Source organism: Streptomyces sp. NPDC050211 (assembly GCF_040656035.1).
Classification (GTDB): Bacteria; Actinomycetota; Actinomycetes; order Streptomycetales; family Streptomycetaceae; genus Streptomyces.
The window spans coordinates 131,034-154,842 of sequence record NZ_JBFALC010000007.1; the positions used below are offsets into that span (position 1 = coordinate 131,034).

Annotated in this window: 18 protein-coding genes; 8 read left to right on the plus strand and 10 right to left on the minus strand. The window is 69.8% G+C overall.

Annotated features, from left to right (window positions below):
* Positions 1–166: 166 nt before the first annotated feature.
* The gene (locus AB0I98_RS10120) at positions 167–2,428 is read right to left on the minus strand and encodes an ATP-dependent RecD-like DNA helicase (RefSeq protein ID WP_362938112.1); all 2,262 of its coding nucleotides are present in this window, start codon (positions 2,426–2,428) and stop codon (positions 167–169) included.
* Between the two features lie 125 nt (positions 2,429–2,553).
* Here AB0I98_RS10120 and AB0I98_RS10125 point away from each other — a divergent pair, with 125 nt between their 5' ends.
* Together AB0I98_RS10125 and AB0I98_RS10130 are read left to right on the plus strand one after the other, a co-directional pair.
* Positions 2,554–3,456, plus strand: a complete 903-nt coding sequence (locus tag AB0I98_RS10125; protein WP_362938115.1) for a ribokinase — start codon at positions 2,554–2,556, stop codon at positions 3,454–3,456.
* 251 nt (positions 3,457–3,707) lie between these two features.
* Positions 3,708–4,670, plus strand: a complete 963-nt coding sequence (locus AB0I98_RS10130; protein WP_362938118.1) for a helix-turn-helix domain-containing protein — start codon at positions 3,708–3,710, stop codon at positions 4,668–4,670.
* Positions 4,671–4,873: 203 nt separating this feature from the next.
* Here AB0I98_RS10130 and AB0I98_RS10135 read toward each other — a convergent pair whose 3' ends face one another.
* The 3 genes from AB0I98_RS10135 to AB0I98_RS10145 are packed head-to-tail and all read right to left on the minus strand — an operon-like array spanning position 4,874 to position 8,027.
* Entirely contained in the window at positions 4,874–5,707 is an 834-nt protein-coding gene (locus AB0I98_RS10135) for a sugar phosphate isomerase/epimerase family protein (RefSeq protein ID WP_362938121.1), read from the minus strand.
* Positions 5,704–6,873 (minus strand): dihydrodipicolinate synthase family protein, encoded by a 1,170-nt coding sequence (locus tag AB0I98_RS10140; RefSeq protein WP_362938124.1) that lies wholly within the window; start codon positions 6,871–6,873, stop codon positions 5,704–5,706. Before AB0I98_RS10140 ends, AB0I98_RS10135 begins: the two co-directional genes overlap by 4 nt.
* Positions 6,870–8,027, minus strand: a complete 1,158-nt coding sequence (locus AB0I98_RS10145; protein WP_362938128.1) for a Gfo/Idh/MocA family oxidoreductase — start codon at positions 8,025–8,027, stop codon at positions 6,870–6,872. Before AB0I98_RS10145 ends, AB0I98_RS10140 begins: the two co-directional genes overlap by 4 nt.
* Before the next feature lie 306 nt (positions 8,028–8,333).
* Between AB0I98_RS10145 and AB0I98_RS10150 the strand changes: the two genes are divergently transcribed.
* Positions 8,334–9,380: a LacI family DNA-binding transcriptional regulator gene (locus tag AB0I98_RS10150; RefSeq protein WP_362938342.1), complete on the plus strand. Its 1,047-nt coding sequence runs from the start codon at positions 8,334–8,336 to the stop codon at positions 9,378–9,380.
* A 240-nt stretch (positions 9,381–9,620) separates the two neighbouring features.
* Here AB0I98_RS10150 and AB0I98_RS10155 read toward each other — a convergent pair whose 3' ends face one another.
* The gene (locus tag AB0I98_RS10155; protein ID WP_362938131.1) at positions 9,621–10,274 is read right to left on the minus strand and encodes a hypothetical protein; all 654 of its coding nucleotides are present in this window, start codon (positions 10,272–10,274) and stop codon (positions 9,621–9,623) included.
* Between the two features lie 172 nt (positions 10,275–10,446).
* Between AB0I98_RS10155 and AB0I98_RS10160 the strand changes: the two genes are divergently transcribed.
* Entirely contained in the window at positions 10,447–11,379 is a 933-nt protein-coding gene (locus tag AB0I98_RS10160; RefSeq protein WP_362938134.1) for a bifunctional helix-turn-helix transcriptional regulator/GNAT family N-acetyltransferase, read from the plus strand.
* An 18-nt stretch (positions 11,380–11,397) separates the two neighbouring features.
* Complete coding sequence (locus AB0I98_RS10165) at positions 11,398–12,198, plus strand: sugar phosphate isomerase/epimerase family protein (protein WP_210576798.1); 801 nt, start codon at positions 11,398–11,400, stop codon at positions 12,196–12,198.
* Here AB0I98_RS10165 and AB0I98_RS10170 read toward each other — a convergent pair.
* Positions 12,182–13,126: a LysR family transcriptional regulator gene (locus AB0I98_RS10170; RefSeq protein ID WP_362938137.1), complete on the minus strand. Its 945-nt coding sequence runs from the start codon at positions 13,124–13,126 to the stop codon at positions 12,182–12,184. The two genes, AB0I98_RS10165 and AB0I98_RS10170, sit on opposite strands and share 17 nt — an antisense overlap.
* Positions 13,127–13,251: 125 nt before the next feature.
* Here AB0I98_RS10170 and dnaE point away from each other — a divergent pair, with 125 nt between their 5' ends.
* Positions 13,252–16,848 (plus strand): DNA polymerase III subunit alpha, encoded by a 3,597-nt coding sequence (dnaE, locus tag AB0I98_RS10175; RefSeq protein ID WP_362938140.1) that lies wholly within the window; start codon positions 13,252–13,254, stop codon positions 16,846–16,848.
* Positions 16,849–16,929: 81 nt separating this feature from the next.
* Here the strand turns inward: dnaE and AB0I98_RS10180 are convergent, their stop codons facing one another.
* Both AB0I98_RS10180 and aroA read right to left on the minus strand, forming a co-directional pair.
* Positions 16,930–17,571, minus strand: a complete 642-nt coding sequence (locus AB0I98_RS10180) for a GNAT family protein (protein ID WP_362938143.1) — start codon at positions 17,569–17,571, stop codon at positions 16,930–16,932.
* Between the two features lie 28 nt (positions 17,572–17,599).
* Positions 17,600–18,826 (minus strand): 3-phosphoshikimate 1-carboxyvinyltransferase, encoded by a 1,227-nt coding sequence (gene aroA / locus AB0I98_RS10185; RefSeq protein WP_362938146.1) that lies wholly within the window; start codon positions 18,824–18,826, stop codon positions 17,600–17,602.
* Between the two features lie 403 nt (positions 18,827–19,229).
* Between aroA and AB0I98_RS10190 the strand changes: the two genes are divergently transcribed.
* The gene (locus tag AB0I98_RS10190; RefSeq protein WP_362938148.1) at positions 19,230–21,020 is read left to right on the plus strand and encodes a glycoside hydrolase family 3 protein; all 1,791 of its coding nucleotides are present in this window, start codon (positions 19,230–19,232) and stop codon (positions 21,018–21,020) included.
* A gap of 116 nt (positions 21,021–21,136) precedes the next feature.
* A complete protein-coding gene (locus AB0I98_RS10195) occupies positions 21,137–21,769 on the plus strand; it encodes a hypothetical protein (protein WP_362938345.1) in 633 nt (210 codons plus the stop codon).
* A 46-nt stretch (positions 21,770–21,815) separates the two neighbouring features.
* On the opposite strand, the gene AB0I98_RS10200 is transcribed toward AB0I98_RS10195, so the two are convergent.
* Together AB0I98_RS10200 and AB0I98_RS10205 are read right to left on the minus strand one after the other, a co-directional pair.
* Positions 21,816–23,249, minus strand: a complete 1,434-nt coding sequence (locus AB0I98_RS10200; RefSeq protein ID WP_362938151.1) for a S28 family serine protease — start codon at positions 23,247–23,249, stop codon at positions 21,816–21,818.
* Between the two features lie 168 nt (positions 23,250–23,417).
* A complete protein-coding gene (locus tag AB0I98_RS10205; protein WP_362938348.1) occupies positions 23,418–23,807 on the minus strand; it encodes a hypothetical protein in 390 nt (129 codons plus the stop codon).
* Positions 23,808–23,809: the final 2 nt, after the last annotated feature.

Genomic DNA, 23,809 nt, shown 5'->3' on the forward strand with positions numbered 1-23,809 from the left:
CCATCCCCCATTTGGCGCAGGTGAGTGCACTCGGGGTCGACCATTGGGCCTATTGGCGGCACTGAGTGCCGCCAACTGTTCATCCTGCCCCTTCTTGTTCCCCGTCTGCTAGTGCTGTGTGACCCAAACGACTCATTTGATCGATCATTTTTTACACGGCCTCTCGTCAGCCGTTCAGAGGCCGCGGCGAGAGCCTGAAGTCGAGGGCCGTGCAGCGGCGTCCCGCGGACACCGTCCGCACCGCCTGTCCGATCGCCTTGCGCGAACCGACGAGGACGACCAGCTGCTTGGCCCGGGTCACCGCGGTGTACAGCAGATTCCGCTGAAGCATCATCCAGGCCCCGGTGGTGACCGGGATCACCACCGCCGGATATTCACTCCCCTGCGAGCGGTGAATCGTCACCGCGTAGGCATGGGCCAGTTCGTCCAGTTCGTCGAATTCATACGGAACCTCCTCATCTTCGTCGGTCAGCACCGTGAGGCGCTGGTCGACCGGGTCGAGCGAGGTGACCACGCCGACAGTGCCGTTGAAGACACCGTTCTTGCCCTTCTCGTAATTGTTGCGAATCTGGGTGACCTTGTCGCCGACCCGGAAGACACGGCCGCCGAACCGCTTCTCGGCCAGATCGGGGCGCCCGGGTGTGATCGCCTGCTGGAGCAGGCCGTTGAGGTTGCCAGCGCCCGCGGGCCCCCGGTGCATGGGCGCGAGCACCTGGACGTCACGGCGCGGGTCGAGCCCGAACTTGGCCGGAATCCGCCGTGCCGCCACATCGACGGTGAGCCGGCCGGCCTCCTCCGTGTCGTCCTCGACGAAGAGGAAGAAGTCCTTCATGCCGTCGGTGACCGGATGCTGCCCGGAGTTGATCCGGTGCGCGTTCGTCACCACGCCCGACTGCTGGGCCTGGCGGAACACGCGCGTGAGGCGGACGGCGGGGATCGGGCTGCCTTCGGCCAGCAGATCGCGCAGCACCTCGCCGGCCCCGACGCTGGGCAGCTGATCGACGTCCCCGACGAACAGCAGATGCGCTCCCGGGGGCACCGCCTTCACCAGCTTGTTGGCGAGCAGGAGGTCCAGCATCGAGGCCTCGTCCACCACCACCAGGTCGGCATCCAGAGGCCGGTCCTTGTCGTAGGCGGCGTCCCCGCCGGGCTTCAGCTCCAGCAGCCGGTGGACGGTGGAGGCCTCGGCGCCGGTGAGTTCGGCGAGGCGTTTGGCGGCGCGGCCGGTGGGGGCGGCGAGGACGACCTTCGCCTTCTTGGCGCGGGCCAGTTCGACGATCGAGCGGACCGTGAAGGACTTGCCGCAGCCGGGCCCGCCGGTGAGGACCGCGACCTTCTTCGTCAGCGCCAGCTTGACGGCGGCCTCCTGTTCGGGGGCGAGCTCGGCGCCCGTACGCCCCTTCAGCCAGCCGAGCGCCTTGTCCCAGGCCACGTCATGGAAGCCGGGCATCCGGTCCTCGTCGGTGCGCAGGAGGCGCAACAGCTGGGCGGAGAGGGCGAGTTCGGCGCGGTGGAAGGGGACGAGGTACACGGCGGTGACGGCTCCACCGTCCGAGCCCGGCACCTTCTCCCGTACGACGCCAGGCTCGCCGGATTCCTCGTCCGGCTGGGCCAGTTCGGCGAGGCACTCGATGACCAGGCCGGTGTCGACCTGCAGCAGCTTCACCGCGTCGGCGATCAGCTGCTCCTCGGGGAGGTAGCAGTTGCCCTGGTCGGTGGCCTGCGACAGCGCGTACTGCAAGCCCGCCTTGACCCTCTCCGGGCTGTCGTGCGGTATGCCGACGGACTGGGCGATCTTGTCGGCGGTGAGGAAGCCGATGCCCCAGACGTCGGAGGCAAGGCGATAGGGCTGGTTCTTCACCACGGAGATCGAGGCGTCGCCGTACTTCTTGTAGATGCGGACGGCGATGGACGTGGACACCTCCACCGTCTGCAGAAAGAGCATGACCTCCTTGATCGCCTTCTGCTCCTCCCAGGCGTCGGCGATCTTCTTGGTCCGCTTGGGACCGAGCCCGGGGACCTCGATGAGCCGCTTGGGCTCCTCCTCGATGATCTGCAGGGTGTCCAGGCCGAAGTGCTGGGTGATCCGGTCGGCGAAGACCGGCCCGATGCCCTTGACCAGACCGGAGCCGAGATAGCGGCGGATGCCCTGGACGGTGGCCGGGAGGACCGTCGTGTAGTTCTCGACGGTGAACTGCTTGCCGTACTGCGGATGCGAGCCCCAGCGGCCCTCCAGCCGCAGCGACTCCCCGACCTGGGCCCCGAGCAGCGCCCCGACGACGGTCAGCAGATCCCCGCCGCCGCGGCCGGTGTCGAGCCGGGCGACCGTGTAGCCGTTCTCCTCGTTGGCATACGTGATCCGCTCCAGGACGCCTTCAAGTACGGCGAGATGCCGCTCGCCCGTAGAACTCCCCGCCTGACTGGCCATGATCCGACGGTACCGGCAGGCACCGACAGACCGCAGTGGCGAGCACCGCGGCCTGTGGGAGTACCTACGATGCGAGCGACCATGTTCGAGATGAGATGGTCCTGGGCGAATCGGGGAGACATTCCATGTACGACTACGACCTCCTGGTCGTGGGTTCCGCCAACGCCGACCTGGTGATCGGCGTCGAGCGGAGGCCCGCCGCCGGGGAGACGGTGCTCGGCTCCGACCTGACCGTCCACCCCGGCGGCAAGGGCGCGAACCAGGCGGTCGCGGCCGCCCGGCTGGGGGCCCGTACGGTGCTGCTGGCCCGGGTCGGCGACGACGACCACGGGCGGCTGCTGCTCGACTCGCAGCGGGCGGCCGGCGTCGACACGGTGGGTCTCCTGGTCGGCGGCGCTCCGACCGGGGTGGCGCTGATCACCGTGGACCCGTCCGGGGACAACAGCATCGTGGTCTCGCCGGGCGCCAACGCCCGTCTGACGCCACCGGACGTACGGGTCGCGGCCAGCCTCTTCCAGGCGTCCCGGGTGGTCTCGGCGCAGCTGGAGATTCCGCTGGAGACGGTCGTGGAGGTGGCGAGGAACCTCGCGGACGGCAGCCGCTTCGTACTGAACCCGTCACCCCCGCGCCCCCTGCCGTCCGAACTCCTCGCCGCCTGCGACCCGTTGATCGTGAACGAGCACGAGGCGAAGGTGATCCTGGGCGCGGCCGCCGTGGGGGATTCCCCCGAGGACTGGGCGCGGATCCTGCTCGCGAAGGGCCCGCGGTCGGTCGTCGTGACCCTGGGCGCGGACGGTGCGCTGGTGGCCTCCAACGAGGGTGTCACCCGGGTCCCGTCCGTGAAGGTGAACGCCATGGACACGACGGGCGCGGGTGACGCGTTCACCGGCGCGCTGGCCTGGAAGCTGAGCGCGGGCGCGTCCCTGGTCGAGGCGGCGGCGTACGCGGCCCGGGTCGGAGCGGCGGCCGTCACGAAGCCGGGCGCGCAGGAGTCGTTTCCCACGGCGGCAGAGGTGGATGCCCTGTGAGGATGAAACAGAATTGAAGAGGCCCGGTCATCGACCGGGCCCCCTCATGTTTTCCCCTCCGCATCAGAACCCCCGCGATCCCCCCAGATCCCCCTCCAGAAGTCCTGATGCCAAGTACGACCCGCGGACTGCCGGAAGGGTTGCACGGTCTCTCCAGAATTTTTCGGTCCGCCCGCGCGCGGGGTCCCTACGATGGCCCGAAGGACGAGGGCCCAGAGCTTCCCGCGCGGTGCGGGTGGGGGTGCACGCCGATGCTGATGCAGGAGTTCACGACCGAGGTGGTGCCTGCCGCTGAGCGGTTCGAGCTGTGGCAGGACATCAGCGCGCGCACGTACATGCCCCATCTGCTGCGCACCGACTGCCGGGGCGACTTCCGCGCCACGCTGCGCACGCTGCCGCTCGGTGATGTGCGGATCTCCTCGGTGGCCTTCGAGCATCTGGTGTCCGTCCGCACGACCCGGCTCATCCGGCGCTTCGATCCCGAGGTCTACCTGTTCAACTGCCAGCTCCACGGCAAGGGAGTCGTCGCACAGGACGGCCACGACCGGGCCTTCCGCGCCGGTGACCTGCTGCTCATCGACAGCAGCCTGCCGTACGAGTCCTGGCACTGCATGTCGTCGGACACCGCGTCGACGGTGATCGTCGCGATGCCGCGCGCGGTGCTGCCGCTGCCGCCGCGGACGGTACGGCGGCTGCTGGCCCAGCCGATTCCGCTGGACCGGGGCCTGGGTGGGGTGCTGTACCGCTGGCTGGCCGACATCGCGGCCCGCGCCGACGAGTTCACCGAGGCCGATGTGCCGACGCTGGCCTCGGTCACCACGGATCTGCTCGCGTCCGTGTTCGGCGACTGTCTGGACGCCGAGGACGCGCTGACGCCGGAGGCCCGCCGCCGCGCCCTGCACACCCGGATCCGGGACTTCATCGACCAGAACCTCGGCGATCCGTCGCTCTCCCCGGCGGGCGTCGCGGCAGCCCACGGCATCTCGGTGCGCCACCTCCACCAGCTGTTCGCCGAGGAGGGCGCGACGCCGGCCGCCTGGATCCGCCACCGCCGCCTGGAGCGCTGCCGCCGCGACCTCGCCGACCCGCGCCTGCGCGCCCGCTCCATCCAGACGGTGGCGGCCCGTTGGGGCTTCACCGACCCGGCGGCGTTCAGCCGGGTCTTCCGGCGGGAGTACGGAATGGCGCCCAGGGACTACCGCCACCGCACCTGACGAGCCCGCCGCTCATCGCACGGAAGCGTGCAGGAATCGCCAAGATCCGTGCACGCCCGGCCAAGGATCCGGGCGCTGTGCCTTGACATCCTGTTGCCCGGGGGAGGACCCGTCGCACCGCGAGGGAAGCACGGGGCACGGGGGTACGGCGGCTCACTGCCGGTGTCGGCGCGGCAGTGAGCACCGTACACAGCGCCCGCCTGTCACCCGGCCGTGTGCTCCACGAACCGCGCCGCCGTCTCCGCCAGCACCTCCCGCCCGTCCCGGGCCCACAGCGCGTCGTTGAACAGCTCGACCTCGATGGGCCCGGTGTACCCGGCCGCCTCGACGTACCCCTGCCACTCCCGCATGTCGATCGAGCCGTCCCCGATCTGACCGCGGCCGTTCAGCACGCCCTCCGGCAACGGGGTGGTCCAGTCGGCCAGTTGGAAGGTGTGGATACGGCCGCCGGCGCCCGCGCGGGCGATCTGCGCGGGCGCGTTGTCGTCCCACCAGATGTGGTACGTGTCCACCGTGACGCCGACCTGCTGCGCGGGGAAGCGTTCCGCGAGGTCGAGGGCCTGGGTGAGGGTGGAGACCACGCAGCGGTCCGCCGCGTACATCGGGTGCAGCGGCTCGATAGCCAGCCGTACGCCGTGAGATTCGGCGTATGGCCCCAACTCGCCCAGCGCGTCGGCGATCCGCTCCCGCGCGCCGTGCAGGTCCTTCGAACCGGCCGGAAGGCCGCCGGAGACCAGGACCAGCGTGTCCGTGCCGAGCGTGGCCGCCTCGTCGATCGCTCGGCGGTTGTCTTCGAGGGCCTTGGCCCGCTCCCCCGGGTCGATCGCCGTGAAGAAGCCGCCGCGGCACAGAGTCGTCACCGTCAGGCCCGCCTCGCGGACCAGCTTGGCGGTCGCCTCCAGGCCGTACGACTGGACCGGATCACGCCAGAGGCCGACGTTGCGGATGCCCAACCGGCCGCAGGCGTCGGCCAGTTCGGGCATGCTCAGCTGCTTGACCGTCATCTGGTTGATGCTGAAGCGTTCGATGCCGGTCACTGGTTCACTCCGTACAGGCTCAGCAGGTTCTTCATCCGCTCCTCCGCCAGCTTCGGGTCGGGGAACAGGCCCAGTCCGTCGGCGAGTTCGTAGGCGCGGGCGAAGTGCGGGAGCGAGCGGGCCGACTGCAGGCCGCCGACCATCGTGAAGTGGGACTGGTGGCCCGCGAGCCAGGCCAGGAAGACCACGCCCGTCTTGTAGAAGCGGGTCGGGGCCTGGAAGAGATGGCGGGACAGCTCGACGGTGGGGTCGAGCAGCGCCCGGAAGCCGGCCGCGTCCCCGGTGTCCAGCACCCGTACCGCCTCGGCCGCCAGCGGCCCCAGCGGGTCGAAGATGCCGAGCAGGGCGTGGCTGAAGCCCTGCTCGTCGCCCGCGATCAGCTCGGGGTAGTTGAAGTCGTCGCCGGTGTAGCAGCGGACGCCGTCGGGAAGCTTGCGGCGCACGTCGATCTCGCGCTCGGCGTCCAGCAGGGAGATCTTGACGCCGTCGACCTTGTCGGGGTGAGCGGCGATGACCTCCAGGAAGGTGGCCGTCGCCGCGTCCAGGCCGGTCGAGCCCCAGTAGCCCTCCAGGGCCGGGTCGAACATCGGGCCGAGCCAGTGCAGGATCACCGGCTCGGAGGCCTGACGCAGCAGGTGCCCGTAGACCTCCAGGTAGTCCTCGCGGCTCTTGGCGACGGCGGCCATGGCCCGGGAGGCCATCAGGATGGCCTGCCCGCCGGCCTCCTGGACGACCGCGAGCTGCTCCTCGTACGCGGTCCGGATCTCGTCCAGGTTGTACGGGTAGCCGATCTCGGTGACAGGGAGCTGGTCGGTGCCCACGCCGCAGGCGATGAGGCCGCCGACCGACCTGGCCTCGGCGGCGCTGCGCCGGATCAGCTCGGCCGCCCCCGCCCAGCCCAGCCCCATCCCCCGCTGGGCGGTGTCCATCGCCTCGGCGACACCCAGGCCGTGCGACCACAGGTGGCGGCGGAAGGCAAGGGTGGCGTCCCAGTCGACGGCGGCGGGCGAGTCGGGGGTGACGTCGGCGAACGGGTCGGCGACGACATGGGCCGCCGAGAAGACCGTACGAGAGGTGAAGGGGGCGCCGGGGGTGACGGCGAGGGGCTCGGGGCGGGGCTCGTACGCCCTCAACCCGCCTTCGGCGTCCGGGAGTCGGATGGTCACAGCGCGATCTCCGGTACGTCGAGACGGACGCCCTCGGCCGAGGACTTCAGGCCCAGTTCTGCGAGTTGGACGCCTCGGGCGCCGGCGAGGAGGTCCCAGTGGTAGGGGGCGTCGGCGTAGACGTGCCTGAGGAAGAGCTCCCACTGGGCCTTGAAGCCGTTGTCGAACTCGGCGTTGTCGGGCACCTCCTGCCACTGGTCGCGGAAGACCTCGGTGGCGGGGATGTCCGGGTTCCACACCGGCTTGGGGGTGGCGGACCGGTGCTGGACGCGGCAGTTGCGCAGACCGGCGACGGCCGAGCCCTCCGTGCCGTCGACCTGGAACTCCACCAGCTCATCGCGGTTGACGCGGACGGTCCAGGAGGAGTTGATCTGGGCGATCGCGCCGCCGTCGAGTTCGAAGATGCCGTAGGCGGCGTCGTCGGCGGTGGCGTCGTAGGGCTTGCCGTTCTCGTCCCAGCGCTGCGGGATGTGGGTGGTGGCGATGGCCTGGACGGACTTCACCCGGCCGAACAGCTCGTGCAGGACGTACTCCCAGTGCGGGAACATGTCGACGACGATGCCGCCGCCGTCCTCCGCACGGTAGTTCCAGGAGGGGCGCTGGGCGGCCTGCCAGTCGCCCTCGAAGACCCAGTAGCCGAACTCGCCGCGGATGGAGAGGATCCGGCCGAAGAAGCCGCCGTCGATGAGCCGCTTCAGCTTCAGCAGGCCGGGGAGGAAGAGCTTGTCCTGGACGACGCCGTGCTTGATGCCGGCGTCGGCGGCGAGCTTCGCCAGCTCCAGGGCGCCCTCCAGGCCGGTGGCGGTCGGCTTCTCGGTGTAGATGTGCTTGCCCGCGGCGATGGCCTTCCTGAGCGCCTCCTCGCGGGCGGAGGTCACCTGGGCGTCGAAGTAGATGTCGACGGTCGGGTCGGCGAGGACCGTGTCGACGTCGGTCGAGATGGATTCCGGATCCAGGCCGTGCTGCTCGGCGAGCGCCCTGAGCGCGTGCTCGCGGCGGCCGACCAGGATCGGCTCCGGCCACAGCACGGTGCCGTCGCCGAGGTCGAGGCCGCCCTGTTCACGGAGGGCCAGGATCGAGCGGACCAGGTGCTGGCGGTAACCCATGCGCCCGGTCACGCCGTTCATGGCGATACGCACCGTCTTGCGTGTCACGTCATTCCCTTCGTGGGCGTTGTACGCGGTGGTGCGCCGCGTACGCCCCTCGCGTCACAGGCGAGCGAGGTGAGCCGTACAGCAAGCGCTTTCTATCTAGTGAGAAGCTAGCCTCTGACCAGGGGTCTGGACAAGACCGTAACGAGGTCGAGTTGTTCGAGGGGGCGAACAACAGGGGTCGATGGCCTTAAGGTCTGCTCGGCATGTGGGGAACCGTGGCCGCGACCGGCCTGTCTACGACGACGTATGCCGAAGCCTGACGAGTACGAAGAGGTACGACGAGATGCGCGACCGGAGGACGACGAGATGACGGTGACCCTGGCGGACGTGGCGGCCCGCGCGCAGGTCTCGCCCGCGACGGTGTCGCGCGTGCTGAACGGGAACTATCCCGTGGCAGCCTCCACCCGCGAGCGGGTACTGCGGGCCGTGGACGAGCTGGACTACGTGCTGAACGGCCCGGCGAGCGCGCTGGCGGCGGCGACCTCGGACCTGGTGGGGATTCTCGTCAACGACATCGCCGACCCGTTCTTCGGGATCATGGCGGGTGCGGTCCAGTCGGAGATCGGGGGGCCGGGGGGACGTGCCGGGGGTGAGCGGCTGGCCGTCGTCTGCAACACCGGGGGTTCGCCGGAGCGTGAACTGACCTATCTGACCCTGCTCCAGCGGCAGCGGGCGGCGGCCGTGGTGCTGACCGGCGGTGCCGTGGAGAACCAGCCGCACGCGGCGGCGGTGGCCGCGAAGCTGCGGAGGCTGGGCGACGCGGGCACACGGGTCGTCCTGTGCGGCCGGCCGCCGGCCCCGGACACCGAGGCGATCGCGCTGACCTTCGACAACCGCGGGGGCGGGCGGGAGTTGACCGAGCACTTGATCGGCCTCGGACACCGGCGGCTGGGCTACATCGCGGGACCCGAAGAACGGACGACAACCCGGCACCGCCTCGAGGGCCACCGTGAGGCGCTGGCCGCGCACGGCATCGAGGAGGACCCGCGCTGGACGGTACACGGCCGCTACGACCGCCGGTCGGGCTACGAGGCAACGCTGGAACTGCTCCGCCGGGACCCGTCGCTGACGGCCGTCGTGGCCGCCAACGACTCCGTCGCACTGGGCGCGTGTGCCGCGCTGCGGGACTCCGGACTGCGCATCCCGGACGACGTGTCCGTCGCCGGCTTCGACGATCTCCCGTTCAGCATCGACGCGGTGCCTGCGTTGACGACGGTCCGACTGCCACTCGCGGAGGCGGGGGCACGGGCGGGACGCATCGCGATGGGGCGCGAGGAACCGCCGCCCGGGGGGATCGCGACGGTTCGGGGGGAGCTGATGGTGCGGGGGTCTTCTGGGGTGCCGCGAGACTGAGGGGGCGGCGGCTTCGGGGGTGACGGGCTGTGCGTAGGGCCGGGTTTCCGAACGGGAAGCTCCGGGGGTGCGGCGCTTTCGGGGGTGACCGGCTGTGCTGGGGGCCGGGTTTGCGAACGGCAGGCTCCGGGGGTGCGGCGCCTTCGCGGGGCACCGGCTCCTAGGGTGCGGCGTCTCCGCGAGTGACCGGCTGCGCTGGGGCCGGGTTTCCGAACGGCGTGACCAGTGGACGCCTGGGTGTCAGGCGGCCAGGTGGCTGAGCGGATCGCGGGGCGCCAGCCACACTCCGACCCCCGGCGCGAGCCGGGCCGCGCGAGGGTGGCGGAATCCGAGGGGGCGCAACTGGTCCATGTGGCGCGGGGAGATCGTGGCCGCAACGGAACTGGCGCCCTTGGCGTCGACGGCGCGCAGGCCGGGGGCCAGCAGCTCGGCGACCACGCTACGGTCCCAGGCCTCCGTGTCGTCCGGCGCGCAGACCGCGACCACCGTCCAGTGCGGCCCGTCGAGGCCCGCCGCCCGCAGTGCCGCCGGCAGGACCGGCTCTTTCGGCTCCTTCGGAACTGAGATGTCGAGTTCGCGGGCGAGGAGGCTGCCGAAGCGGGTGTGGTGGGGTTCGGTCCCGGTGCCGGGCGGCAGCCACACCGCGGCCGCGAGGAGTTGGCCGTCCGCGCGCTCGGCCACCCACACCTCACCCTCTTCGAGGGCGTAGTGGGCCAGCATCAGACGCATGGCGCGCTGCGCCTGGTCCCAGTCCACGGCGGGACCTTCCGGCACCGGGAGCGCCGGACGGGGCGAGGTCGCAGACGGGGCGAGCAGGCGCACCACGGCGGGTACGTCCACCAGTCCGGCCGCGCGTACGACGGTGCTCCGGGGCTTCAGCTGAAGGATCGTCATGCCGGCATTCCATCTCTTCCGTCGATACGAAACGGTTTCGTACAGATAAGCTACGACGGGCTCGATCGAAACGCAAGCGTTTCTTTAATTCGACTGGACTGGCGGCACCCCGCGCCCTAGGCTCGCCCCGACGGTATCTCTGACTGAGTCAACCATCCGGGGGTCGACGACCATGACCGTCCAGGACATCCGCGCCTTCAACCGCTTCTACACGAACGTGATCGGCGCCCTCGACTACAGCCGCCACCTCTACGCGCCGTACACCCTCACCGAGTCCCGCGTCCTGTACGAACTCGCGCACTCCCCGCGTACGGACGCGGCCGATCTCCGGACCGAACTCTCCCTGGACGCGGGCTACTTGAGCCGCATCCTCAACAAGTTCGAGCGGGACGGCCTGATCGAGCGCACGCCCTCCCGGCGTGACCCGCGCCGCCGCAACGTCACCCTCACCGCACGCGGCCGGGAGACCGCCGCGCTGCTCGCCGAGCGGGCGGACGAATCCGTCGGTGCGCTGCTGTCCACCGTGCCGCCCGCGGACCGCCCCCGCCTGTCCGAGGCGATGCGGACGGTCCGTACGATCCTCTCCGCCGCCCGCCCGCCCCGCGCCGAGGATGTCGTCCTGCGCGACCCCGGCCCCGGCGACCTCGGCTGGATTGTGCAGCGCAACGCCGCGCTGTACGCCGCCGAGTACGGCTGGAACGCCGACTACGAGGGCCTGGTGGCACGTATCGTCGCCGACTTCGCGGAGGATCACGACCCCCACCTGGAGCGGGTGTGGATCGCGGAGCTGGACGGCCGCCCGGTGGGGTGTGTGATGTGCGTACGGGACGACGCGCCGGCCACGGCCCGCCTACGGCTGCTGCTGGTCGAGCCCGACACCCGCGGCCTCGGCATCGGCGACCGTCTCGTCCGCGCCGTGATCGACTTCGCCCGCGGCGTCGGCTACCGCGAACTCGTCCTGTGGACCAACGACGTCCTGGCCGCCGCCCGCCGCATCTACCAGCGCCACGGCTTCGTCCTCGTCGCCGAGAAGCCGCACCGCTCCTTCGGCAAGGATCTCGTCGGCCAGGACTGGCGCCTGGATCTGCACGGGACGGGTGAGTGACGAGTAGGGTCGATGACCATGAAGCTGGCGTTCTCCACCCTCGGCGTCCCTGGCCTCCCCATCGCGGACGTGCTGCGCCTCGCGGCCACGCACGGCTATCACGGCGTCGAGTTGCGCGCACATCCTGAGGAGCCGGTGCACCCCGGCATCGGGCTCGCCGAACGAGCCGACGTGGTCGCCGAGTTCAAGGCGGCGGGGGTGGAGGTCCTGGGCGTGGCGGGCTACGCGCGCGTCGCCGCACCAGGCCCCGACGAGCCGGTGATCGAGGAGATCCACCGCCTCCTGGACCTCGCCCGCGACCTGGGCGCCGGCTTCATCCGGGTCTTCCCCGGCGCCGGCACCGACCAGTCCGCCGAGGAGGCCGACGCGACGGCCGCGCGACGCCTGGGCACGGCCGCGGAGTACGCGGGCGACCTCGGCGTACGCATCCTCCTCGAGACCCACGACTCCCACCGCACCGGCGCCGCCGCGATCCGCGTCCTGGGCCTGGTCGGCCACCGCCAGGTCGGCTCCCTCTGGGACGTCATGCACACCTGGCTCGGCGGCGAACAGCCCCACGAGACCTACGCCGCCCTCTCCCCCTACCTCGGCTACGTCCAGGTCAAGGACATCGCCTCCGCCACCGACACCACCCCCCTCCCCCTCGGCACGGGCGTCCTCCCCCTCACCGAATGCGTCGAGGTCCTCTCCCGCCACGGCTGGGACGGCTGGCTCTGCTGGGAGTACGAGAAGCGCTGGTACGAGGCCGCTGCGCCCCTTCCGGAACTGCTGGGGGCGGGACGCGAACACCTGGCCCGGCTGCTCAACGAGTCGGCGTAGGCCGGGCCCATTCCGGTGTCCAGACTCCGGTGGCGGGGCGGCCGGGGTAGGCGGAGGTGAGGTGGTGGTGGAGTACGGCAAGCGCGGGGTGGGGATTGTCGGTGCGCCAGAGCAGTGAGTGCGGGTAGACCGGGGTCGGGTCGCGCATCGGGATGCGGCGCAGGTCATAGCCGGCGGGCCAGACCAGAGGGGTCCGCTCGCTGAGGAACGTCGCCAGGCTCGAGGAGCCACCGATGGTGTCGAGCAGGTCCTCGACGCCGAAGTTGGGGCCCGTCGCCTCGACGGTGAAACCGAACGCGGCCGCGAGTTCGTCGTAGTACGCCGCCCACTCCGTGCCGGGGTCGTTGCCGGGCATCCAGATCCGGCAGCCCGCGAGCTGTGCGGGCGTGACCGACTGCTCGCCGGCGAGCGCGTGGGCGGGGCCGGTGACCAGTTGGAGTGGCTCGTCGAGGACCGGCACGGCCTCGATGTCGTCGGGGAGGCGCCGTCCGGGCATGAGCACGGCGCGGAGGGTCGCGTCGATCGTGCCGGACTCGACGGCGTCGATGGCCCGGTCCGCGCCGAACAGGGTGACCACGTCCAGTTCGATGTCCGGATGCGCCCGGTGGAAGTCGCGCACCAGGCCTCCCGTCGCGACGCGGCGGCCGACCACGTCGACGCGCAGCGCGCGGCTGCCGGGCCGTACGGAGGCGGCTGCCCGCTCGGCGGCTCGCAGGAGCGTGCGGGCATGGGGCAGGAAGGCCTGCCCGTCGATGGTGAGCTCGGCACCGCGTGCGGTGCGGGTGAACAGCCGTACGCCGAGCTCCGCCTCCAGCGCCGCCACGCGCTTGGACACCGCCTGTTGGGTGAGCGAGAGGTCGGCGGCGGCCTTCTGGAACTGTCCCGCGTCGACGGCGGCGACGAAGGTGCGGACGGCGTTGAGATCCATGCCGCCCAGCCTAGAGATACAACCTCTGGTTGTGCACTCGCGGTGTATCAGTTGTTTGATCTGGGAGTTTGCCTCTCGCTTTGATGCTCTGAGTCAACGCGACGTTGAGCGGAGGTCACTCGCCCGTGCCGGATTCCTTTGTCCATCTGCACAACCACACCGAGTACTCGATGCTGGACGGCGCGCAGAAGCTCCGGCCGATGTTCACCGAGGTGGCACGGCAGCGGATGCCCGCGATCGCCATGAGTGATCACGGCAACATGTTCGGTGCCTACGAGTTCGCACAGGTCGCCAAAGACTCCGAAGGCATCAAGCCGATCATCGGCATCGAGGCGTACGTGGCACCCTCCTCCCGGTTCGTCCGGAAACAGGAGTTCTGGGGGCCCGGTGGCCGTCGCGCCATGAGCGCGGACGGTGAGGGGTCGAAGGATGTCTCCGGTGGCGGCCGCTTCACCCACATGACCATGTGGGCGCGCGACAGCCAGGGCCTGCGGAACCTGTTCTGGCTCAGCACCCAGGCCAGTTATGAAGGTCAGTTCCCTGCCGGAAAGCCGCGTATGGACCGGGAGTTGATCGCTGAACGGCCGGACGGTGTCATCGCCACCACCGGCTGCCCCTCCGGCGAGATCCAGACCCGCCTGCGGCTGAACCAGTACGCCGAGGCGAAGGCCGCTGCCGCCGCTTATCAGGAGATCTTCGGCCGTGAGAACTACTTCCTGGAGCTGATGGACCACGGCCTGGACATCGAACGTGAGGTCCGTGAAGGCCTGTTGCGCCTGGCCAAGGAAATGAACATTCCCCTCCTGGCCACCAATGACGCGCACTACGTCACCGAGGACCAGGCCGACGCCCACGACAGCCTGCTGTGCATCGGGGTCGGCAAGAACAAGGACGACCCGAACCGCTTCCGTTTCAACGGCTCCGGCTATTACCTCAAGAGCGCCGCCGAGATGCGCGGCCTGTTCTCGGAGCTGCCGGAGGCCTGCGACAACACCCTGCTGATCGCCGAGCGCATCGAGTCCTACGACGAGGTCTTCGACTACGTCGACGAGATGCCGCAGTTCCCGGACGTGCCCGAAGGCGAGACCCAGGAGTCGTGGCTGCGCAAGGAAGCCCTCAAGGGTCTGGCGATGCGCTACGGGGACCCGATCCCCCAGCACGTCCTGGACCGCTTCGAGACCGAGATGTCGGTCATCGGCCCCATGGGGTTCAGCTCCTACTTCCTCGTCGTGGCGGACATCTGCCGCCACGCCCGGGACAACAAGATCTCCCTCGGTCCGGGCCGGGGTTCGTGCACCGGCTCGATCGTCGCCTACGCCACCCGAATCACCGAGCTGTGCCCCCTGGAGCACGGCCTTCTCTTCGAGCGGTTCCTGAACCCCGAGCGCATCAACCCGCCGGACGTGGACCTCGACTTCGACGACCGTCAGCGCGACCGGATGGTCCGCTACGTCACCGAGAAGTACGGCGGGGAGTACACCGCGATGGTGAACACGTTCGGCAAGATCAAGGCCAAGAACGCGATCAAGGACTCCTCGCGCATCCTCGGCTACCCCTACGCCCACGGAGAGCGGATCACCAAGGCACTCCCGCCGGACCAGAACGGCAAGCCCGCCCCGCTGGCCGCCATCTTCGACCCCTCCCACGAGCGGTACGGCGAGGCCGGCGAGATCCGGCAGATGTACGACAACGAGCAGGATGTGAAGCGGGTGATCGACACCGCCCGCGGGGTGGAGGGCCTCACCCGCGGCACCGGCGTGCACGCCGCCGCAGTGATCCTTTCCAAGACGAAGCTCACCGACCGCATCCCGCTGCACATGCGTGCCTCGGACGGCGTGAAGATCACCGGCTTCGACTATCCGTCCTGCGAAGCCATGGGCTTGATCAAGATGGACTTCCTCGGGCTGCGGAACCTGGGTGTCATCGACCAGGCCATCGAGAACATCCGCGAGAACCGGGGCATCAGCCTGGCCACCGTAGATCCCCTGGACGGCGACCCGTCCACCGTCGTGATCCCTCTGGACGACGCCAAGACGTACCGGCTGCTGGCCGAGGGCAACACGTTCGGTGTCTTCCAACTCGACGGCGGCGGCATGCGCGTCCTGCTGAAACAGATGGAACCCACCCGGTTCGAGGACATCGCCGCGGTCAACGCCCTCTACCGGCCCGGCCCGATGGCGGCCAACGCGCACACCAACTACGCGCACCGCAAGACCGGCCGCCAGGAGATCACCCCGATCCACCCGGAGCTGCGCGACGCTCTGGAGCCGATCCTCGGCAACACCTTCCATCTGCTCGTCTACCAGGAGCAGATCATGGCGATCGCCCGGGAACTGGCCGGGTACACCCTCGGCGGCGCCGACCTGCTGCGCCGTGCGATGGGCAAGAAGAAACCGGAGGTGCTGGCCGCGGAGTGGGACAAGTTCCACGACGGCATGCGCGGCAACGGATTCAGCGACGAAGCCATCAAGGCCCTGTGGGACGTCATGCTCCCGTTCTCCGGCTACGCGTTCAACAAGTCCCACACCGCCGGCTACGGCCTGGTCTCGTACTGGACCGCGTACCTCAAGGCCAACTACCCGGCCGAGTACATGGCCGCCCTGCTCACCTCGGTCGGCGACGACAAGGACAAGGCCGCGATCTACCTCGCCGACGCCCGCAAGAACGGCGTCCGGGTCCTCCAGCCCGACGTGAACGAGTCCGTCGCCGAGTTCACCGCCGTCGGCGACGACGTGCGGTTCGGGCTGAAGTCCGTACGCAACGTCGGTGACAACGTCATCGAGGCCATCGTCGATGCGCGCCGCCGGAAAGGGAAGTTCACTTCCTTCTCCGACTTCCTCGACAAAGCCGACCTGCCGGCACTGAACAAGCGGGCCGTGGAGTCCTTGATCAAGGCCGGCACCTTCGACTCCCTGCGGCACTCCCGCAAGGGCCTCACCGCCATCCACGAGGACGCCATCGACGCGATCATCCCCGTGAAGAAGGCGGCAAGCTTCGGGCAGGACGATCTCTTCGCCGACCTGGGCGGCGCAGCAAGCGGCGAACCGGCCTTCGGCCTCGACTTCCCCATCGACGACACAGAGTGGCCACGCAGACAGTTGCTTGCGACCGAACGCGACATGCTCGGCCTCTACGTCTCCGCCCACCCGCTGGACGGCGCCGAGCACGTCCTCTCCAGGGCACGGGACTGTTCCATCGCCGAACTGCTCGCCTCCGGCCGCACGACCGGGGACGTCCAGCTCTCCGGGCTGATCACCGGCATCCAGCTCAAGATGACCAAACAAGGCAACGCCTGGGCCATCGTCAACCTCGCGGACCGTGACGCCGGCATCGAGGTCCTGTTCTTCCCCGCGGCCTACCAACTCGTGCAGCACGCACTGGTTGAAGACAACGTGATCTCCGTCAAGGGCAAGATCGAAGACCGGGACGGAACGGTGAACATCTTCGGGAGAGAACTCGCCGTACTGGACGTGTCCTCCGCCGAACACGGCAGCAGGCCTCCCGTCCGGCTCGCGCTCCCCGCCCACCGCATCACCGAACAGTCCGTGAAGGAACTCAAGCGCATCCTTGCGGACCACCCGGGCGCCAGCCCCGTACACCTCACCGTCCGAGGCGCTCGCAAGACCACCGTCTACGCCCTACAGGCCACCGTGGACCCCACGACCATCGCCTCCGACGTGAAGGGCACCTTCGGAGCCGACGCCTGGGAAGGCGTTGCATGAGGCGCCTCTTTCCGTCGAAGGTCGCCGCCGCCTCCGCCATCCACATCCGCGACTCCAAGACCCCCGACAACCCGTACTTCCTCACGTTCGCCGCGAAGTGACCGCCAACGCCTTCGCCAGCCGCCTCTCCAGCCGTGCCCTGCACGTCGGCCACTCCGTCGCCGTAATCGAATAGATCGCGGAGTCACGCAACCGGCCGTCCTCACCCGGCGCGGACGAGCGGGACCAGTTCCTGAGCACGCCCTCGAAGTGGGCGCCGGTCGCTGCGATGGCCGCGCGGGAGCGGGCGTTGCGGACGTCCGTCTTCAGGTCGACCCGGGACACGTCCCACTCCTCAAAGGCATGGCGGAAGAGGAGGAGTTTGGACTCCGTGTTCAACCCCGTGCCCTGAGCGCTCGCCGCCAGCCAGGTGAAGCCGACCTCGATGGCGTCCAGGCGGTCGTCGGAGAGCCAGGAGCGTGGCTCCCAGTACGACGTCGTACCGACGGCCCGTCCCGAGGCGATCGAGACCTGGGCGTACGGTGCCAGGCGGCCCGTAGCCGCGCGGGCGAGCTGCGCGTCGACGTACGCCCCGATCTCCTCCGCCCTCGGCACCCACGTGAACTCGTACGTGCCCCGGTTCTCCTCCGCCGCCACCGCCAAGTCGGCCGCATGCCCGTGCCCCAGCGGCTCCAGGCGCACCAACTCGCCCTCCAGAACGGGCCCTTCCAACTTGAAGCTCACGTGCGGTGCCCCTCAGTCGCTAAGGTCGCTAAAGATTGAGCTCCGCGAACGCCTCATGGAACCCGGGGAAAGTCTTCCGCACGCACCCAGGGTCGTCGAACGAAATACCCGGCACCCGCAACCCCGTCACAGCGAAGGACATGACGATGCGGTGGTCCCCGTACGACTTGATCTCCGCGCCGGCAGGCAACGCACTTGGCCGGACCTCGATCCAGTCCGGCCCCGTCTCGACCTCCGCCCCCAGCCGCCGCAGATTCTCCGCGCACGCCTCCAGCCGGTCGCACTCCTTCACCCGCGTATTCGCCACGTCCTCGATCCTCACCGGACCGGAGGCGAACGGGGCGATCGCGGCCAAGGTCGGCATGGTGTCTGAGATGTCCCGCATGTTGACCGTCAGGCCACGGAGTTCGCCGGTCCCCCTGACCGTCGTGTTCTCCGCACCGACCGTCACCTGCGCGCCCATCCGGCCCAGTACGTCCACGAAGTCCAGGTCGCCCTGGAGGGCCCCGGCGCCAAGGCCGGGGACCGTCACCTCGCCGCCGGTAACGGCCGCCGCGGCGAAGAAGTAGCTCGCGGTCGAGGCGTCCGGTTCGATCGCGTACGTCGTGGCCCGGTAGCCGCCCGGCGGGACCACGAAGACGTCGCCGTCCCGCCCGACCTTCACGCCGAACGCCCGCATCATCGCGAGGGTGATCTCCACGTACGGCGCCGAGACCAGGTCCGTGACCTTGATCCGCAGGCCCTTGCGGGTGAGCGGGCCGAGCAGCAGCAAGGCCGTCAGGTACTGCGAGGACTGGCCGGCGTCCAGCGTCACTTCGCCGCCCTCGACTCCCGACGCCCGGACGGTCAGGGGGTGATGGCCCTCCGTCTCCTCGTGCCGGAGGTCGACGCCCAGGTCGCGCAGGGCGCGGGACAAGGGCAGCAGGGGGCGGCGGCGCATCTGTGCGGAGGCGTCGAAGCGGTAGGTCCCGCGCCCTGTCGCCGCCAGGGTCGGCAGGAAGCGGGCCGTCGTCGCGCCGTCGCGGCAGTACACGTCCGCCTCGGTCACGGAAGGGCCCTCAGGGCGGCCGTCGATCTGCCAGGTGTCCGGGGTCCGGCCCACGCGGTAGCCGAGGCGGGTCAGGCCTTCCGCGAAGCCTTCCGTGTCGTCTGAGCGGAGCGGGCGTACGAGGGTGGTGACCCCGTCGGCGGCCGCCGCCAGGAAGAGGGCGCGGGCGGTGATGGACTTGGAACCGGGGATGTCGACAACAGCCATGCCCCATGATCCCCCGGCCCTCGCCCTCGGTGTCGTCACGTCCACGGGATGGACCACGGAACGTCGCCCGGTGGTCACCGACGTCCCGTTGATCCCTGGGTCACCAACTTCCGGGAATCGGGGCGGACCCGGGAACCCGGCCACACCCCCGCTCGTCCAACCCGCAAGCTGTCGGAGAGTCACCGTGGTGCGGTGTCGGCCTCGCTGCTGGCTGCGAACGCTGACTTACCCTCTCCGCCGTGCTGCGGCCGGCAGCATGCCGCCATCGGCGCGCCCCCCTCCCATAGCGCCGATGGCGGCCCCTCCACCACTAACGTGCGTTCCCTTGACTGGCAGAAACTTCCCGGATATTGGTGACTCCTCGGAAGTTTCCTTCAGCGGATCACCTCCGGAAGGAGCGCACGTGCCCTCCAGACGTACCGTTCTGGCCGCCACCGCAGGCGTCGCCGCCACTCTCGCGGTGGGCGGACCCGCCTACGCGGACGACAAGAAGCTCCGCTCTCTCATCTCCCGTATGACGCTGCCCGAGAAGGTCGGGCAGCTCTTCGTCATGCGGGTCTACGGCCATTCCGCCACCGCCCCCGACCAGGCCGACATCGACGCCAACATCAAGGAGATCGGCGTCCGCAACGCCGCCGAGCTCATCGCCGAGTATCGCGTCGGCGGCATCATCTACTTCACCTGGGCGCACAACACGCGCGATCCGCATCAGATCGCCGACCTGTCCAACGGCATCCAGCGCGCCTCGCTGCGGCAGCCGCGCGGGCTGCCCGTCCTCGTCTCCACCGACCAGGAGCACGGGATAGTGTGCCGAGTCGGCGAGCCCGCCACGCTCTTCCCGGGCGCCATGGCCATCGGCGCGGGCGGGTCGCGCACCGACGCACGTTCCCTCGGCCGTATCGCCGGGCAGGAGCTGCGCGCCATCGGCATCCGGCAGAACTACTCCCCCGTCGCCGACGTCAACGTCGACCCCGCCAACCCGGTCATCGGCGTCCGCTCCTTCGGTTCCGAACCCGGCGCGGTGGCCGGTCTGGTGGCTGCCGAGGTCACCGGGTACCAGCGGTCGGGCGTCGCGGCGACCGCCAAGCACTTCCCTGGGCACGGGGACACCACCGTCGACAGCCACACCGGCTTCCCCGTCATCACGCATAGCCGGGAGGAATGGGAGGAACTGGACGCCGGGCCCTTCAGGGCCGCGATCCGCGCGGGCATCGACTCGATCATGACCGCGCACATCCAGTTCCCGGCCCTCGACGACTCCGGCGACCCGGCCACCCTCTCCCGCCCGATCCTCACCGGCATCCTGCGGGAGGAACTCGGTTACGACGGAGTCGTGGTGACCGACTCCCTCGGGATGGAAGGCGTGCGCACCAAGTACGGCGACGACCGCGTGCCGGTGCTCGCGCTCAAGGCCGGTGTGGACCAGCTCCTCAACCCACCGAAGCTGGACGTGGCGTGGAACGCCGTCATCCAGGCCGTGGAGGACGGGGAACTCACCGAGGCCCGGCTCGACGAGTCGGTGCTGCGCATCCTGCGGCTGAAGGCGAAGCTCGGACTGTTCGACGCGCCCTACGTCAGCCCGGGCGGCGTCGACCGGAACGTGGGCACCCCGGCCCACCTCGCCGCCGCCGACCGCATCGCCGAGCGGACGACCACGCTCCTGGTCAACGAAGGCGGGCTGCTGCCGCTGTCCGCCGGCGAGCACCCCAGGCTCCTCGTCGTCGGCGCCGACCCCGCCTCCCCGTCCGGCACGACCGGACCGCCCACCGCCGTCCTCGCCGCCGCCCTCACCGAACTCGGCTTCACGGCCACCAGGTTGTCGACCGGTACGGCCCCGACCTCGACGGCCATAAGCGCCGCCGTCGCCGCGGCGGGCGAGGCGGACGCCGTCGTGGTCGGGACGTACAACGTCACGGCGAGCAGCTCTCAGAAGACCCTGGTCCAGGAGCTGCTGGCGACGGGGAAGCCGGTGGTGGCGGTCGCCACCCGCAATCCGTACGACGTGGCCCAACTGCCCGACGTCCAGGCCTACTTGGCGTCCTACTCCTGGACGGACGTCGAGCTGCGCGCCGCGGCTCGCGTGATCGCCGGGCAGGTGCGGCCACGCGGGAAACTGCCGGTACCGGTGCAGCGGGCCGACGATCCGGCGCGGGTGCTGTATCCGGTCGGACATGGGTTGTCGTATAGGACGTAGCGCACATACGTCATGCGCCCGGCGTACACCCGCCAATGGGCGCAAAGCACCCCGATACGTCTGGCGTGCGCCCGCCTCGGCGGGTCACGCTGGGCGGGGATGTCGGGGGGATGGCGATGCAGAACAAGGGTTCCGTGGGGGTGGTGTGCGCGTCGGCGGCGCTGCTCCTCGCCCTGCTCACGGGGTGCCAGGGCGATCCGCCCGCGGCCGCGGAGGAGACGCCGGCGGGCAGCGGACGGGCGACGTCGACGCAGCCGTCCGGGCATGGCGCGGTGTTCCTCGCGGTCGACGAGTGCAGTTCCTTCGGTACGACGAGCTTCACCGAGGTGCCGTGCACCAGTGAGCGGGCCGCGGCACGGGTTGTGGCCCGGCACGACGGCCGGGTGGGCGACGGGCCGCTGTGCCCCGGGACCTCGGACTTCGTCCTGCACATCAGCGACGAGGCGCCGGCCTCCGACGAGGACGGCGACGGAACGGTCCCCCAGGGCTACGCCTGTATGCGCAACCTCTCCCCGCCCCACCCCGGCGACCCCGGCGGCGGAGGCGGCCCCCGCACCATCGTCGGCGACTGCGTCTACAGCTCCGGCGACGGACAGGTCCGCGAGACGTCCTGCGAGGGCGAGGGCAGGCGGGAACCCGAGTACGAGGTGACGCGGGCCGTCGGCAAGCGCACGGAGTGCCCGCCGTCGACGGCGCTGTACGTCGAGTTGGGCGGGCCTGATCCGGTGGGCTGCGCCCGGCCGCTGTGAGCAACGGCCGGGCACACCTCATGCGTTCCTCACGCGCTCCTCTGCGTTACGGACGCAAGGTCGGCTCGCGCTCGATGTCGTGCTTGTCCAGCTTGCGGTCGAACTTGGCCAGCGGCTTGGCCACCGCGGGGTTCGACTGGACGGCGCTGGACGCGACGCCCGCCCACTGCAGGATCCGTGCCGTCGCCAGGGACTTCTCGTCGGGGACGAGGCCCGCGACGTTGGCGCCGTGGTTCAGGCCCGGCGCGGTGAAGACGTAACTGTCACGCGCCTTCTTGCCGAGATGGAACGGCTCGGCGCCCCACGGGTCGTTCTCGCCGTAGACGAAGAGCATCTGCCTCGCGTTGTGGCGGACCCAGCTGTCGACGTCCTTCATGACGTACGGCTGGAACTTCATCGGGATCGACCGCGGCACGAAGTTGCGCGGCGGCAGGTAGCCGTAGCGGATGTACTTCTTCTCGATGTGCGGGAAGACGATCGTCGGAGCGCCCAGCTGGGTGCCCGCCTGGTAGAAGTACGGCGTGTACGGCTCCAGGCCCTGGTCCGTGTAGAAGGAGAACCCGGCGATGGTGTCGAGCGTGTTCCAGATGGCGTCGTCGCTGGCGTTCTTGGCGTCCGCCGGGATGGTGTCGCAGTCGGACAGCAGGCTGTACTGCCAGAAGCCCCAGACGTAGTCGAGGACGGTGGCCTCGTAGGCCTTGTCGAGGCTGCCGATGGTGTTGAAGGTGTAGCCGTTGTCGGCCGCGTAGGCCTCGTACCGCTTCTCCATCGGCTCCCGGCGCACCAGCGCCTCGCGCTGCACGCCGTTCAGCCGGTCGCGGCACTCCTTGGTGCCGACGGTGGCGAAGAACTCGTCGTAGGCGGAGTCCTCCTTGTTCACCACGTCGTTGGGGGCGACGTAGGCGACGACGCCGTCCATGTCGCGCGGGTAGAAGCGCTCGTAGTACGTGGCCGTCATGCCGCCCTTGGAGCCGCCCGTGGAGAGCCACTTCCGGTCGTAGATCGGCTTGAGCGCCTTGAAGATGCGGTGCTGGTCGCTGGCGGCCTGCCAGATGTCCAGCTTGGTCCAGTCGGCCGGGTCGGGCCGGGACGGGGTGAAGAAGCGGTACTCCATGGAGATCTGGTTGCCGTCCACGATCTGGGTCGGCTCGCTGCGGCGGGGCGTGGTGGAGACGTTGTAGCCGCTGGTGAAGAAGACCGTCGGGCGGGCCTCGTCCTTGTGCAGCACGGTGATGCGCTGCTGGAACGTGCCCTTGGACGGGCGCCGGTGGTCGACCGGCTGGGTGTAGTTGAGGACGAAGTAGCGATAGCCGGTGTACGGCTTCTCCTCGACCAGGCTCATGCCCGGAATGGAGAGCAGCTTCTCCTTGATGTCAGTGGTGCCGGTGGCCTCCGGCTCGGCGGCGGTGGCCGCTCCCGCCGTACTCAGTGTGCCTATGAGCACGGTGAGCGCCAGCAACCATCTGAGCGCCTTGCGCATGCACCCTCCCGGTGAATACAGATGTGCGCCGGAAGCTAGCGGAGCAAGTCACCCGAGCACCAGGGGAGATGACGGTTGATCGGGAAAACCCTGTAGAAAACCTGTGGATCAGTAACCTGTGGACCAGTCACCTGTGGACCAGTCACCTGTGGACCAGTCACCTGTGGATCAGTACCGGATCCAGCCGGTGCTGACCGATCCCCCGCCGACCGCGCCCTTCACGCGCACGCTGCGGTGGCCCATGTAGACCAGCGGCGTGCTGATGCGGCGGACGCGCTTGTCCGTGAAGGCGACCGGGTGATGGCCGCGCACCTGCACGCTGACCTTCATCGTCCGCACGGGGCCGGGGTTCTTGGCGAGCGTGACGGCACAGATCTCGCGGTCCTGCTTGTAGACGCGCACGATGCCGGTCGAGAACGTGAGTGTCCTGACCTTGCGGCCGGCGCAGGGCTTGGCGGCCGCGTGCGCCTCGGCCGGTGCCGCCAGCCCGAGCAGTCCGGATGTGGTGAGCACGGCAATGCCGAGCGCCAGCCCCCGGCGTATCGCACCACGGTCCACAG

What these genes read in the sequence shown, in the direction of transcription:
- AB0I98_RS10170 (WP_362938137.1), bottom strand. Translation starts at nt 13,126, where the DNA reads ATGGATCTCAACGCCGTCCGCACCTTCGTCGCCGCCGTCGACGCGGGA.
- AB0I98_RS10130 (WP_362938118.1), top strand. Translation starts at nt 3,708, where the DNA reads ATGCTGATGCAGGAGTTCACGACCGAGGTGGTGCCTGCCGCTGAGCGG.
- AB0I98_RS10120 (WP_362938112.1), bottom strand. Translation starts at nt 2,428, where the DNA reads ATGGCCAGTCAGGCGGGGAGTTCTACGGGCGAGCGGCATCTCGCCGTA.
- AB0I98_RS10200 (WP_362938151.1), bottom strand. Translation starts at nt 23,249, where the DNA reads ATGCGCAAGGCGCTCAGATGGTTGCTGGCGCTCACCGTGCTCATAGGC.
- AB0I98_RS10160 (WP_362938134.1), top strand. Translation starts at nt 10,447, where the DNA reads ATGACCGTCCAGGACATCCGCGCCTTCAACCGCTTCTACACGAACGTG.
- AB0I98_RS10125 (WP_362938115.1), top strand. Translation starts at nt 2,554, where the DNA reads ATGTACGACTACGACCTCCTGGTCGTGGGTTCCGCCAACGCCGACCTG.
- AB0I98_RS10165 (WP_210576798.1), top strand. Translation starts at nt 11,398, where the DNA reads ATGAAGCTGGCGTTCTCCACCCTCGGCGTCCCTGGCCTCCCCATCGCG.
- aroA (WP_362938146.1), bottom strand. Translation starts at nt 18,826, where the DNA reads ATGGCTGTTGTCGACATCCCCGGTTCCAAGTCCATCACCGCCCGCGCC.
- AB0I98_RS10195 (WP_362938345.1), top strand. Translation starts at nt 21,137, where the DNA reads ATGCAGAACAAGGGTTCCGTGGGGGTGGTGTGCGCGTCGGCGGCGCTG.
- AB0I98_RS10150 (WP_362938342.1), top strand. Translation starts at nt 8,334, where the DNA reads ATGACGGTGACCCTGGCGGACGTGGCGGCCCGCGCGCAGGTCTCGCCC.
- AB0I98_RS10155 (WP_362938131.1), bottom strand. Translation starts at nt 10,274, where the DNA reads ATGACGATCCTTCAGCTGAAGCCCCGGAGCACCGTCGTACGCGCGGCC.